The 13,335-nt window shown below is 69.7% G+C and carries 12 protein-coding genes; 9 read left to right on the forward strand and 3 right to left on the reverse strand.

Features of this window, described 5'->3' with window-relative positions; all coding sequences use genetic code 11:
- Both XAN126_RS0117660 and XAN126_RS0117665 read left to right on the forward strand, forming a co-directional pair.
- A complete protein-coding gene (locus XAN126_RS0117660; RefSeq protein ID WP_024279910.1) occupies window positions 1-2,193 on the forward strand; it encodes a PepSY domain-containing protein in 2,193 nt (730 codons plus the stop codon).
- Window positions 2,174-3,148 (forward strand): FAD:protein FMN transferase, encoded by a 975-nt coding sequence (locus XAN126_RS0117665; protein ID WP_029877338.1) that lies wholly within the window; start codon window positions 2,174-2,176, stop codon window positions 3,146-3,148. The genes XAN126_RS0117660 and XAN126_RS0117665 overlap by 20 nt, the downstream gene beginning before the upstream one ends.
- A 32-nt stretch (window positions 3,149-3,180) precedes the next feature.
- Here XAN126_RS0117665 and XAN126_RS0117670 read toward each other — a convergent pair whose 3' ends face one another.
- Window positions 3,181-3,936, reverse strand: a complete 756-nt coding sequence (locus tag XAN126_RS0117670; RefSeq protein WP_024279912.1) for an SDR family NAD(P)-dependent oxidoreductase — start codon at window positions 3,934-3,936, stop codon at window positions 3,181-3,183.
- 200 nt (window positions 3,937-4,136) lie between these two features.
- Between XAN126_RS0117670 and XAN126_RS0117675 the strand changes: the two genes are divergently transcribed.
- From XAN126_RS0117675 to cydB, 3 genes are all read left to right on the forward strand, one after another.
- Window positions 4,137-5,603 (forward strand): MFS transporter, encoded by a 1,467-nt coding sequence (locus XAN126_RS0117675; RefSeq protein WP_197024057.1) that lies wholly within the window; start codon window positions 4,137-4,139, stop codon window positions 5,601-5,603.
- A gap of 175 nt (window positions 5,604-5,778) precedes the next feature.
- Entirely contained in the window at window positions 5,779-7,173 is a 1,395-nt protein-coding gene (locus XAN126_RS0117680) for a cytochrome ubiquinol oxidase subunit I (RefSeq protein WP_024279914.1), read from the forward strand.
- A gap of 27 nt (window positions 7,174-7,200) precedes the next feature.
- Window positions 7,201-8,205, forward strand: coding sequence for a cytochrome d ubiquinol oxidase subunit II (cydB, locus tag XAN126_RS0117685; RefSeq protein WP_024279915.1), 1,005 nt, complete (start codon window positions 7,201-7,203; stop codon window positions 8,203-8,205).
- Between the two features lie 69 nt (window positions 8,206-8,274).
- Here cydB and XAN126_RS0117690 read toward each other — a convergent pair whose 3' ends face one another.
- Both XAN126_RS0117690 and XAN126_RS0117695 read right to left on the reverse strand, forming a co-directional pair.
- The gene (locus tag XAN126_RS0117690; RefSeq protein WP_024279916.1) at window positions 8,275-8,766 is read right to left on the reverse strand and encodes a ferritin-like domain-containing protein; all 492 of its coding nucleotides are present in this window, start codon (window positions 8,764-8,766) and stop codon (window positions 8,275-8,277) included.
- A 253-nt stretch (window positions 8,767-9,019) separates the two neighbouring features.
- Window positions 9,020-9,685: a ribonuclease HII gene (locus XAN126_RS0117695; protein ID WP_348550911.1), complete on the reverse strand. Its 666-nt coding sequence runs from the start codon at window positions 9,683-9,685 to the stop codon at window positions 9,020-9,022.
- A 265-nt stretch (window positions 9,686-9,950) separates the two neighbouring features.
- On the opposite strand from XAN126_RS0117695, the gene XAN126_RS0117700 reads away from it, so the two are divergent.
- The 4 genes from XAN126_RS0117700 (at window position 9,951) to XAN126_RS0117715 (ending at window position 13,229) form a co-directional block, all read left to right on the forward strand.
- Window positions 9,951-10,853: a neutral zinc metallopeptidase gene (locus tag XAN126_RS0117700; RefSeq protein WP_024279918.1), complete on the forward strand. Its 903-nt coding sequence runs from the start codon at window positions 9,951-9,953 to the stop codon at window positions 10,851-10,853.
- Between the two features lie 425 nt (window positions 10,854-11,278).
- Window positions 11,279-11,560 carry an acyl carrier protein gene (locus XAN126_RS0117705; protein WP_012113283.1) on the forward strand — a complete coding sequence of 94 codons (282 nt, stop codon included), beginning with the start codon at window positions 11,279-11,281 and terminating at the stop codon, window positions 11,558-11,560.
- A 9-nt stretch (window positions 11,561-11,569) separates the two neighbouring features.
- Complete coding sequence (locus XAN126_RS0117710; protein WP_024279919.1) at window positions 11,570-12,043, forward strand: 3-hydroxyacyl-ACP dehydratase FabZ family protein; 474 nt, start codon at window positions 11,570-11,572, stop codon at window positions 12,041-12,043.
- On the forward strand, window positions 12,036-13,229 hold the full coding sequence (locus tag XAN126_RS0117715) for a beta-ketoacyl-ACP synthase (RefSeq protein ID WP_024279920.1): 1,194 nt from the start codon (window positions 12,036-12,038) through the stop codon (window positions 13,227-13,229). Before XAN126_RS0117710 ends, XAN126_RS0117715 begins: the two co-directional genes overlap by 8 nt.
- Window positions 13,230-13,335 lie beyond the last annotated feature (106 nt).

The raw sequence follows: 13,335 nt of genomic DNA on the forward strand, positions 1-13,335 counted from the left end.
ATGCTTCGCCGCCTCCATGGCCTTCCCGGCATCGCGCTGGCGCTGGCCCTTGCCGTCACGGCCCTCTCCGGCACGGTCCTTTCCGTGCAGCCGGCGCTGAACCACGTTGCCGCCCCGGCCATACCGGTATCCGCCAGCGTCGCAGACGTCGCGGGTGCGGTCGCCGCGCGCCATCCCGGCGTCAGCGCCATCCGGCTGCGGGCGGACGGCAGCCTCACGGCGGCCTTCGACGATGGCGGCACGCGTGGCGTGGAGCGCATCGACCCCGCCACCGGCGCGGGGCTGGGGCCTTACGCGGTGTCCGACACCACCCGCTTCGTCACCAACCTCCACCGCGCCTTCCTGATGGGCGATGCGGGGCGCGTGGCGGCGGCCATCGGCGCGCTGGCGATGCTGGGGCTCTCCGTCTCCGGCCTCCTGCTGCTGGCCCGCCGGCTCGGCGGCATGGGCGCACTGCTGCGACCCATCCGGGGCACCCCGGCGCAGCGCTGGCATGGCGAACTCGGCCGGCTCGCGGCCGTGGGCCTGACCCTGTCGTCGCTGACCGGCCTGTGGATGTCGGCGGGCACCTTCGGGCTTCTGCCGGAAACGGCGGCGAGGGCCACCGCCGTCACCGCCAGCGGTGGTGCGCCGGCGCCCGTCGGGACGCTCACCGGCCTGAACAGCGTGAAGCTCCGGGATCTGCGCGAGCTCACCTTCCCCGCCCCCGCCGACCCCACCGACGTCTTCACCCTCGTCACCGCCGAAGGCGAGCGGCTGGTGGATGCCGCCACCGGCGCTACCCTCGCCATGACGCCGGCGACCGCGCTGGAGCGGATGAACGACCTCGTGCGCACGCTCCACACCGGGCGCGGCGCCTGGGTGCTCGGCCTTTTGCTGGGCCTCGCCTCGGCCATGGTCCCCGTGCTCGGCGGAACCGGCCTCGTCCTGTGGCTGCGGCGGCGGGCGGCACGGCCGCGCATCGGCGCCGACGTCCCGGCGCGCGCGGCGGATACGGTGATCCTCGTGGGCAGCGAGGGCAATTCCACCTGGGGTTTCGCGGGCACCCTGCACGCGGCCCTCGCCGCCGCCGGCCACAAGGTCCACACCGCCGCCATGAATGACGTGAGCGCGGCGCATTTGGCCGCCCCGCGCCTGCTGGTGCTCGCCGCCACCTATGGCGAGGGCGCGGCGCCCCAATCGGCCAGACACTTCCTGTCCCGCCTCGCAAAGCTGCCGGGGCAACCGGCGGTGGCGGTGCTGGGCTTCGGCGATCGCAGCTTCCCCCATTTCTGCCGGTTCGCGCGCGACGTCGCCGATGCGCTGGATGCGCGCGGCTGCCCGCAGCTCCTGCCCATGAAACGGGTGGATCGCCGCTCGCCCCAGGAATTCGCCCAATGGGGTCACGATCTGGGGGATGTGCTGGGGCACGACCTCGTGCTCACCCACGTGGCGGAGCCGCCGAAGACCACCCGGCTGGTGCTGGCCGGGCGGGAGCTTTACGGCGAGGCGGTGGGCGCGCCCGTGGCGATCCTGCGCTTCACGGCGCCCGTTGACCCGCGCACCGGCGCGCCCGGCCCCCTGCCTGCCTTCGAGGCCGGCGACCTCGTGGGCATCGTGCCCCCCAGCGATGCCATGCCGCGCTTCTATTCGCTGGCCTCCTCCACCCGCGATGGCGTGCTGGAAATCTGCGTGCGGCTGCGCGACGGCGGCCTGTGCTCCCCCTTCCTGCACGGGCTCCGGCCCGGCGAGGGCATCGATGCCTTCATCCGGGAAAACCCTACCTTCCGTCCGGCCAAGGGACGCGGCCCGCTCATCCTCATCGGCGCGGGAGCCGGCATCGGGCCGCTGGCCGGCTTCGTGCGGGCCAATGCGGCGGGCCGGCCGGTGCATCTCTATTGGGGCGGGCGGAGCGCGGCGTCCGACTTCCTCTATGAGCACGAGCTGGCCCAGCATCTGGCCGAGCGGCGCCTGACGACCCTGCGCACCGCCTTCTCGCGGGACGCGGACGGGAGCGCCTATGTGCAGGACCGCATTGCCGCCGACGCCCCGCGCCTGCGCGAACTGGTGAAGCAGGGCGCGCAGATCCTCGTCTGCGGCGGCCGCGACATGGCCGAGGCCGTGACCCGCGCGCTGGAGCCGGTGGTGCGCCCGCTGGGCCTCGACCTTCCCACCCTCAAATCGAGCGGACGCTATGTCGAAGATGTCTATTGATGCGGGTCGGGATGCGACGGCGCTCCGGCGCCACGCCCTGAGCGGGCCGGCCATGGGCGCCCGCTGGTCCGCCACCTTCTTCGCCGCCGAAGATGTGGACGAAGCGGCCCTCACCCGCCGCCTCCAGACCGCGGTGGAGAAAGTGGAACAGCAGATGTCCACCTTTCGGCCCGACTCCGATCTGGAACGGCTGAACGCCGCGCCCATCGGGGCGTGGATGCCCATCCCCCGCGAGCTGATGCACGTCCTCTCGACCGCCCTCGAGATCGGCCGCCTCTCCGGCGGGGCGTTCGACATCGGGGTGGGTGATCTGGTCCGGGCTTGGGGCTTCGGCGGGGCGCCGGGGCCTGATGGCGGACGCATCGCGGGGCTTGCCGGCCGCCCCTCCTTCGAGCCACCCAAGACCTTGCAGCTCGATCCGGCCGGCTGCCGCGCCCGCCGTCTGGCGCCGCTCCGGCTCGATCTTGCCGGCATCGCCAAGGGCTTCGGCGTGGATGAGCTGGCGCGCGAGATAAGCACGGCCGGCCTCTCCTCCTGGCTGGTGGGCATCGACGGCGAGATGCGCGCCGAAGGCCTGAAGCCGGACGGCCGGCCGTGGACGGTGGCGCATGAGCGGCCCTCCGTGGGGGAAAGGGACATCCTCGGCGTGATGGAACTCTCCGGCGCCGCCGTCGCCACCTCGGGCAATTATCGCCACCGGGTGGAGGTGGGAGGCCGCATGCTCTCCCACACCATGGACCCGGCGCGGGGCGCGCCGCTGGAGAACGACCTCTCAGCCGTCACCGTGCTCGGCGAGACCTGCATGGCGGCGGACGCCTGGGCGACCGCTTTGCTGGTGCGTGGGGCAAGCGAGGGACCGGCCCTCGCCCGCCGCCTCGGCCTCGCGGCGCTGTTCGTCCGCGCGGACGGCACGGTGGAGGGGACGGGGCCGCTGGCCCAGCCCGCCGGAGCGTAGAGACGGCGCCGGTCCTCATTGCGCCGGGCGTCTCACTGGGCCAGGAAGCCGCCGTCCACCGCCAGCACGTGGCCCGTCACCATCGCCGCCATGGGGCTCGCGAGGAACAGGATGGCGTCCGCCACCTCCTCCGGCTCGGCGATGCGGCCGAGCGGCATCAGCTTCTCGATGGCGGCGAGCTTGTCCGGGTCGCGCATCAGCGGATCGATGAAGGGCGTGCGCACCCAGGTGGGCGCAACCGCATTGACGCGGATCTTCACCGGCGCCAGCTCGATGGCCAGCGCGCGGGTGAAATTCACCACCGCCCCCTTGCTCGCCTGATAGGCCGGATTGGGATAGGGCCCACCGCCGCTCAGCCCCATGATGGACGAGACATTCACGATGGCGCCGCCGCCCCGCGCCGTCATGGACGGCACTGCGGCCCGCGCGCAGAGGAAGCCGCCGGTGACGTTCACCGCGAACACCTTCTCCCAGTCGGCGAGCTGGAGTTCCGTCAGCCCCTTGCGGATGGAGAGGCCGGCATTGTTCACGAGGATGTCGAGGCCGCCATGACCGGCCGCCACCTGCCCGAACGCGGCAGAGACCGCCTCTTCGTCGGTCACGTCGAGGGCGAGCGCCTCGGCCCCGGGGATGCCGGCGGCGGCGCGCGCGGCGGCCGCCCCGTCGCGATCGGCGAGGATGACGCGGGCGCCGGCCTCCGCCATGCCGGTTGCGGCGGCAAGGCCGATGCCGCTCGCCCCGCCCGTCACCACCGCCACCCGTCCTGTCAGATCGAGCCTTCGCGCCATATGCCGTCCCCGGTTCCGCCGTGCCGCCGTCGCGGCCGAGAGGAGTGGTGATAGAAGATCGTCCGGCCGATCTCCAGCCTTGCGCCGCAGGCCGGACCCGCATGACAAGACCTGCCGCCTTCGACTAGAACACAGCCGGACACAGCGACGATGGATCGATGGAGCAGGGACTTCCAGACAGCGCCGCACCGGATGGGTCCGTGCACCGTCCACTGAGGGCGCGCCTCGCCCGCCTTGCGCACGAACCGGTGCCCCTCGCAGCGCTTGAAGCCCTGCCGCGGCATTCCTGGATCGTCGTCGGCCTCGTCTCCATCGGTGCCTTTGTCGGCCAGCTCGACGCCACCATCGTCCAGCTCGCCCTGCCCACGCTCGCGACCACGTTCGACGCCGGGCTGCATGCGGTGAGCTGGGTGTCACTGGGCTATCTCGTCGCCTTCGCGTCCTTCCTGCCGATCTTCGGGCGCGTGTGCCAGATGTATGGCCGCAAGACGCTCTATCTCCTCGGCTATCTCGTCTTCGTGGCGGCGAGCGCCTTGTGCGCGCTGGCGCCGGACCTGCCGTCGCTGGTGGCGGCGCGGGTGGTGCAGGGGATCGGCGGGGCGCTGCTCGGCGCCAACAGCATCGCCATCCTCGTCGCCGCCGTGCCGGAGGACAAGCGCGGCCGGGCGCTGGGCGTGTTCGCCGCGGCGCAAGCCATCGGCATGAGCGCGGGGCCGGCGGTGGGCGGCATCGTGCTCGGTGCGCTGGGCTGGCCGTGGATCTTCTGGCTGACGGTGCCGTTCGGCCTCCTCGCCGCGATGGCCGGCTGGATCGCCCTGCCCCGCACGCGCGGTGCGCGGCCTGAAGCACGTTTCGACTGGCTGGGCGCCCTGCTGCTCGCGCCGGCTCTGGTCATCCTGGTGCGCGCGCTGAACCACGCCGCCGGCTGGGGCCTCACCTCCCCCGAGACGATCGGCAGCGTCGTGCTCTCCGCCGGGCTCATCTGGCTGCTGGTGCGGCAGGAGCGGCGCGCGGCGTTTCCGCTGGTGGACCTGAAGCTGTTCGCCAATCCCGGCTTCGCGCTGGGCGCAGGCGCCGTGGTGCTCGGCTATGCCATGCTCTACGCCATGTTCTTTCTCATGTCGTTCCTGCTGGAGCACGGGTATGGGGAACGCGCATGGGAGGCGGGCCTGCGCCTTGCCGTCATTCCGGTGATTCTCGGGCTGGTGGCGCCGTTCAGCGGCGGCCTCGCCGATCGCCTCGGCATCCGCGTGCTCGGCACCAGCGGCATGGGCGTGTGCCTGCTGGGTCTGCTGGTGCTGGGCCTCGGCGTCGGCGATTCGGCCGCAAGCCAGCTGATGAGCTTCGGCGCCTTCATGCTGTTCGGCGCGGGGCTCGGCCTGTTCATCGCCCCCAACAACCACACCACCCTCAAGGCCGCGCCGCCGGAGCTGACGACTCAGGCCGGCTCCCTGCTGAACCTCATGCGCGTGCTGGGCACCAGCCTCGGCGTCGCGGGCGCCACGTCCACCCTGTCGCTGGGCCTCAAGCAGGCCGGGGGGATGACCGACCGGATGAGGGATGTGTCGGGTCCCGCGCTGGTGAACGCGGTGGAATGGGGCATCGTCCTCGTCGCCATCATGGCGCTCATTGCCGCACTCCTCTGCGTCCTGCGCCGCCGCAGCTAGCGCCACGCGGAGGGTGCGGCATCCGGGCAGCGGACCGGAGGGGTGTTTCACGCGCCTGCGTATCGACGCCGCCGGTCCCCCCGTCTATGGTCCGATGGCATCCAGCAGGTTGCATGCACCCATCCGCGGCGGGATGGCGCGCAGCCCTGCCGGGATTGCCCCAGGAGCGGACGCCATGGATTTCGATCCCGTCACCCTCGCGCGCATGCAGTTTGCCTTCACGGTCTCCTTCCACATCATATTTCCCGCCTTCACCATCGGCCTGTCCGCCTTCATCGCGACGCTGGAGCTGATCTGGCTGTGGACCGGGAAGGACGTGTTCCATCGCCTCGCGCGTTTCTGGACCAAGATCTTCGCCGTCTCCTTCGCCATGGGCGTGGTGTCCGGCATCGTCCTGTCCTACCAGTTCGGTACCAACTGGAGCCGCTATGCCGAATTCGTCGGCTCGGTGATCGCGCCGCTCATCGGCTTCGAGGTGCTCACCGCCTTCTTCCTGGAGGCGACCTTCCTCGGCATCATGCTGTTCGGCTGGAACCGGGTTCCGCCGTGGCTGCACGTTCTGTCCTGCTGCGTGGTGGCGTTCGGCACCTTCATGTCGGCCTTCTGGATCCTCGCCGCCAACAGCTGGATGCAGACGCCGGCCGGCTTCGATATCCGCAGTGGCGCGGCATACCCGCTCGACTGGCTTGAGATCATCTTCAACCCGAGCTTCCATTGGCGCCTGCCGCACATGCTGCTCGCCGCCTACCTCACCACCTCGCTGGTGGTGCTCTCGGTGGGCGCGCGCTACCTGCTCGCCGGCAAGTTCAAGGAAGAATCGAAGGTGATGATGGTGATGGGCATCGGCATGCTCGCCATCGTCGGTCCCATCCAGGCCTTCGTGGGCGACAGCCACGGCCTGAACACTGCGCACTACCAACCGGCCAAGATCGCCGCCGTCGAGGCGCACTGGGACAGCACCAAGCCCGCGCCGCTGGTGCTGTTCGCCTGGCCGGACGAGAAGGCCGAGAAGAACCTGTTCGAGATCTCGATCCCGCACGGTGCCTCGCTGATGATCACCCACAGCCTCGATGGCCTCTTCCCAGGACTCAAGGACTTCCCGCCGCAGGATCGCCCGCCGGTGTTCGGCCCCTTCTTCGGCTTCCGCGCCATGGTGGGCGTCGGCGTCATCATGATCCTGCTGGGGTGGATCGGCGCCTGGCTGATCTTCAAGGGGCGCGAGACCACCACCCGCTGGTACCTGATCGTCACCTCCTGGGCATGGCCGCTGGGCTTCGTCGCCATCCTCTCCGGCTGGATCGTCACCGAGCAGGGCCGCCAGCCCTGGGTGGTGGAGGGGCTGCTGCGAACCGAGGATGCCATGTCGCCCCTCGCCGGCTGGACCGTGGGGCTGTCGCTGACGCTGTTTGTGGTCGTCTACGCCGTGATCTTCGCCACCGGCATCCACTTCATGAACCGGCTCATCGTCCGCGGTCCCGACCAGACCCTGATCCAGCCGCCGGCCCGCGAACGCCCCACCCGCCCCATCGCCGCCGCCCATGGCGAAGGCCAGATGACCCCCGGAACCTGACCCGCCGACGCGCAGGAGGACATGACCATGGAATGGTATCTCCCCGTCATCTGGGGGCTCATCATCGGCGTCGCGGTCATCATGTATGTGGTGCTCGACGGCTTCGACCTCGGCATCGGCATCCTCTTCCCCTTCGCCAAGGAGGAGAAGGAACGCGATGTCATGATGAACACCGTCGCCCCCTTCTGGGACGGCAACGAGACTTGGCTCATCCTCGGCGGCGGCGGCCTCTGGGTGGCCTTCCCCAAGGCCTATGCCGTCGTGATGCCGGCGCTCTATCTCCCGGTCATCATCATGCTGCTGGCCCTGGTGTTCCGCGGCGTCGCCTTCGAATTCAGATGGGTCGCGGCCTCCAGCCGGCGGCTGTGGAACTTCGCCTTCTCCGCCGGCTCGCTGGTGGCGGCCTTCTTCCAGGGCATCATCCTGGGCGGGCTGGTGCAGGGCATCACCGTGAAGGACGGCGCCTTCGCCGGTGGCCCGCTCGACTGGGCGACGCCCTTCGCCTTGCTGTGCGGCGTCGGCGTAGTCGTGGGCTATGCCCTGCTCGGCTCGACCTGGCTGCTCGTGAAGACCGAAGGCGCCATCGCGGACCGGGCGCGCAGCCAGGCCGTGCCTCTGCTCCTGGGCGTCGTCGTGCTGATGGGGCTGGTGAGCCTGTGGACGCCGCTGGCGTTCGATCGCATCGCCACCCGCTGGTTCTCCCGGCCCAACATCTTCTTCCTGGCGCCGGTGCCCATCATCACCGCCGCGCTGGCCTATCTGGTCTGGCACTGGCTGAAGACGGGACGGGAGATGCTGCCCTTCTTCGGCACCATCGGGCTGTTCGTGCTCGGCTTCCTCGGCCTCGCGATCTCCACCTTCCCCTATCTGGTCCCGCCGAGCCTGACCGTGTGGCAGACGGCGGCCGCCCCGCCGAGCCAGATCCTGATGCTGTTCGGCGTCATCTTCCTGCTGCCGGTGGTGTTGGGCTACATCGTCTTCGTCTACTGGATCTTCCGCGGCAAGGTGCGCGAAGGCGAAGGCTACCACTGAAGCCAGGGCCGCGGCCGGACGACCCCGGCCCCGGCCCCCGCCTCATGGCCCCCGTCTCACGGCCTTGGCTCAGGCGGCGAGGCTGCCCAGTTCCTTGTCGATGAAATAGGCGGTGTGGGGTCCCTCGCCGATGAGGTCGATCCGGTCGAGGATTTTCCGGCAGAGCTTTTCTTCCTCGTGCTGCTCGCGGGAGAACCATTCGAGGAAGGAGTCGGTCTCGAAGCTGTTCTCGGCGCGGGCGAGGGTGATGGCCTCGACGATATGGGCCGTCACCTTGCGCTCCTCTTCCTGAATGCGCAGGAACAGCTCGCGGACGTTGCCCGCGGAGATCACCGGCCGCTGGTGGCCATGCAGCGCGATTTGCGCGCCGAGGTCGTCGAGGAACTCGAAGAACTTCAGCATGTGCCCCATCTCCTCCTTGGCATGGCCGAGAAGGAACTTGGTTACGCCCTCGAACTTGTGGGCGGACGCCCAGGCGGCGGCCTGGGTGTAGACGTGATGGGCCACCATCTCGCCGTTCAACAGCTCGTTCAGCTTCGCTTCCAGCTTTTCACTGACCATCGCCTTCTCCACCAAGAAAGACCGCCGCGCATGACGCCGGCGGAACGGGGAAGAGCGGCACCGGCACATGTCCATCGCCGGCCACGGCCGCGCTTCCCGCACGGATGTGCAGGAGCCGGCGGCGGCGGATCAATCGGCACGCATCAATCCTGCGCCAGATTTGGATTGGGCCAATTCGAGCGCGCCACTCAAACGCGTGGCGCGGCGCAGGCTTGCGCCAGCTTCTCGACCGCTTCCAATCTCTGGTCGAGAGCTATTCCGCGGCGTCCGAGACCGGCCCACCGCCGAACAGGGCGAGCTGCTGCTCACGCACCGGCGCGAAGGAGCGGCGGTGATGCAGGCAGGGGCCGTGGGTGACGAGCGCGGTGCTGTGCTCCGCCGTCGCATAGCCCATGTGCCGCTCGAAGCCATAGGCGGGAAAGGCCGCGCCGAGGGAGGCCATCAGCCGGTCCCGCACCACCTTGGCGACGATGGAGGCCGCGGCGATGGAGGCGATCAGCCGGTCACCGCCGATGACCGCCTCGACCGCGCAGGGCACCTTGGGCGGGTCGTTGCCATCCACCAGCAGGAAGGCCGGGCGGCACGGCAAGCCGCGCACCGCCTGCGCCAGCGCCCAAAGGGTCGCCTGCCGGATATTGTCGCGGTCGATGCGCTCGGGCGGGGCCATGGCCACAGCCACTTCGGCGGTAGCGCAGATTTCCAAATAGAGCGCCTCGCGCTTTGCCCGCGTCAGGCGCTTGGAATCATCGAGGCCCTGCGGCACCCGTTCCGGATCGAGCACGACGGCGGCCGCGACAACGGGCCCGGCCAGCGGCCCGCGCCCCACCTCGTCGGCGCCGGCGATGGGCGCATGCCCCTGGGCGTAAAGGCCGCGCTCCCGCGTGAAATCGAGACCGATCCACGCGTCCGCGACGGGCACCGCGACCTTCGGCGGCCGGCCGCGCGGGCGCGCAGCGGGCTGCGGCTCAATCGACTTGCGGCTGGGGTTCGGCTCTCGACGCGGCGGCATCAATCTGGTTCTCGCCCGGCGAGGCCCCGGCGACGGGCGAGCCGAGCGATTCGGCCACGGCCTCGTTGATAGCATGGAACCGGCACGGGAACCGGGGATTGCTCCTTGTGCCGTGTCAGCCCATGTTCAAGCTCAGGGTTCAAGCTGCCGGCGTTGGCGTCCGCGGGAGAAGAGCATGCGGTGGGAGGATTTCCGCTCCAGCGATAATGTTGAGGACCGGCGCGGCGATGGCGGCGGCGGCGGCGGCGGGTTCCAGATGCCCGGCGGCCGTGGCGGCCTCGGCATCGGCACCATAATCATCGTCGGCCTCATCGGCTGGGCGCTGGGAATCAATCCGGCGCTGCTGATCGGCGGGCTGGAGGCGATCAACGGCGGCGGCTCCACCCAGCAGGCCGCCCCTGCCCCGCAACGCGGCCGGCCGACAGCCCCGCCCACCGACCAGCTTGGGCGCTTCGCCGCGGCGGTCCTCGCCCAGACCGAGGATGTGTGGACCGAGCTGTTCCGCGCCGACGGCAAGACCTACCAGGATCCGAAACTGGTGCTGTTCTCCGGCTCCACGCGCTCGGCCTGCGGCGGAGCCCAGTCGGCCATGGGGCCGTTCTATTGTCCGCTGGACCAGAAGGTGTATCTCGACCTCACCTTCTTCCAGGAGATGAAGAACCGCTTCAAGGCGGGCGGCGACTTCGCCCAGGCCTATGTGATCGCCCACGAGGTCGGCCACCATGTGGAAAACCTCATCGGCATCCTGCCCAAGGTGCAGCAGGCCCAGGCCCGCGCCTCGTCCCGCGCCGAGGCCAACAACCTCTCCGTCCGCGTCGAGCTGATGGCCGATTGCCTCGCCGGCGTATGGGCCTACCACGCCAACGACCGCTTCCGCATTCTGGAGCCCGGCGACGTGGAGCAGGCGCTCAACGCGGCGAGCGCCATCGGCGACGACACGCTGCAGAAGCGATCCCAGGGCTTTGCGGTGCCGGACAGCTTCACCCACGGCACGTCGCAGCAACGGGTGAACTGGTTCACGCGCGGCCTGAAGACCGGCTCCATGCAGCAGTGCAATACCTTCTCGGGCGCGATCTGAGGGACACCCGCGCCGCCCCCGGCCGAATCGACGCGTCATTCCCTTCCGGAATGACGCGTCTGATGGCCGCTGATGCCGGCCCCTCGGTCCCGGCGAACGCACGCCGTCGGCGTGCCAAACGCCTGTCCCGGACCGGCTCTCCTTTGTCTACTTGAGCGCGGCGGGAGGCATGCCCCCTTGCCTCCGGGCGGCTGGCGTGCGAAGCAGCATCAACGCACGGCGCCGCCGCGGGAGAAGCCTCTCGCGCGGACCGTTCGGCGTCGGCCATTGAAACCTCTTGCAGCCTTCGCTATAGGGGCCGACAACTCATTCCGAAGGGGCCATGCGGCCATCCCTCGGCCCCGGTCGGTGCCTTGCACCAAAGCCTGCGCGCCACGCGGGCGGGCCGCGACCGCAAGGGCCGAGCATACGAGAGGCGTCAGTCCATGTCTTCGACGTTCGACACGGTGGCCAACATCATCGCGGAAACCTGCGACATTCCGCGCGACACCATCACGCCGGACAGCCACGCCATCGACGATCTGGGCATCGACAGCCTCGACTTCCTCGACATCGCGTTCGCCATCGACAAGGCCTTCGGCATCAAGCTGCCGCTGGAGCAGTGGACGCAGGAAGTGAACGACGGCAAGGCCACGACCGAGCAGTATTTCGTGCTCAAGAACCTCTGCGCCCGCATCGACGAGTTGGTCGCTGCGAAGGCCGCCTGAGGCCGATAGATGCGTCCTGAAGTCTTCAAGATGATCGACCGGGTCGTCGCCATCGACCCGTCGCTGGAGAAGATCCACTGCCAGGGCATGGTGCCCGAGGAAAGCTCCATCTTCGAGGGGCACTTCCCCGGCTACCCCATCATGCCCGGCGTGCTGCTCATAGAAGCCATGGCGCAGACCACCGGCTGGCTGGTGCTTGCGCGCAACCGCTTCGAAAAGATGCCCTTCCTCGCCACCGTGAAGGAAGCGAAGCTGCGCACCTTCGTGTTGCCGGGGCAAAACCTCGACCTCTACTCGCAGATCCTGCACGAGGGCTCCGGTTTCGTCGTCGCCAAGACGAACGCCACCCTTGAGGGCAAGCCCATCTGCAGCGCCGAGCTCACTTTCCGCGTGCTGCCCTGGCCCGAGGGCAAGATGAAAGCGGTGGTGATGAAGGTTGCCGAGTACGTCTCCTTCCCCCTTTCGGAATTTGCCGATGCCTGACGTGACTGAAGGCCGGGGCCGGATCCAGCGCGACGTCTGGATCACGGGCATCGGCCTCGTCTCCTCCCTCGGGGAGGGGCTCGATGCCCATTGGCAGGCCTTCGCCGCCGGCTCGGCCCCGGTGACGGACAACACCACCTTCGCGCCCTATGTGGTCCATCCGCTGGTGAAGGTGAGCTTCGACAACCAGATCCCCAAGAAGGGCGACCAGCGGCAGATGGAGCCCTGGCAGCGCATCGGCACCTATGCGGCCGGTCTTGCGCTCGACAGCGCGGGCATCGCCAAGAACGCCGAAATCCTGTCGAACACCGACATGGTGGTCGCGGCTGGTGGCGGCGAACGCGATTTCCAGGTGGATGCGGCGATCCTGAACGATCTTTCCGCCTCCAACGATGCCGGCCGCCTCCTGAACGAGCGCCTGCTGTCGGACCTGCGGCCGACCCTCTCGCTGGCCCAGCTCTCCAATCTGCTCGCCGGCAACATCTCCATCGTCCACGGCGTCACAGGCTCTTCGCGCACCTTCATGGGCGAGGAAAGCTCGGGCGTGGACGCCGCGCGCATCGCCTATGCCCGCATCGCGGCGGGCCAGAGCGAGATCGGGCTTGTGGGCGGCGCCTACAATGCCGAGCGCGAGGACACGCTGCTTCTCAACGATCTCGACGCCTTCTGCATGAAGGGCGAATTCAGCCCGGCCTTCACCGCGCCCGGCATCGCCTCCGGTTCCATGGGCGCCTTCCTGGTGCTGGAATCGCCGGAGCATGCCAAGGCCCGCGGCGCCACGCCCATCGCCAAGCTGTCCGGCGTCTGGTCGGAGCGGGCCAAGCGCGCCGTCGCCGGGGCCGTCACCGCCAAGGTGAAGTCGCTCCTCGACAAGGCCGGCACCGCACCGGGCACCGCCGTCATCTCCGGCGTCACCGGCGCCCGTGAGGCGACCGAGGCCGAGGCCGAGGCGCTGACCGCGAGCGGCCTGCCCGTGCGGGCCGTCGCCAATCGCATCGGGCACGGCTTCGAGGCCCAGTTCATCGCCGCCCTCGCCCTTGCGGCGCTGACGGTGTCCAAGGGCACCCTGTTCCCGCCACTCGCCGGCGACCCGCTTGAAAAGGCGGCGGACGGCGTATCCCGCGTGATCGTGACCCAGGTGGGCCACTGGCGGGGCGAAGGCGCCGGACTGGTGGAGAAGGCCTGAGGGCTTTTCTCCCTCTCCCGCGAGGGGAGGACGGACGATTGTCCTTTGCGCCGGCTTCGGCGTATTTTCCGGCGCGAGTGCCGGGCCCTCCCACAGCGCGGGTCCC

Source organism: Xanthobacter sp. 126, from assembly GCF_000526175.1.
Classification (GTDB): domain Bacteria; phylum Pseudomonadota; class Alphaproteobacteria; order Rhizobiales; family Xanthobacteraceae; genus Xanthobacter; species Xanthobacter aminoxidans.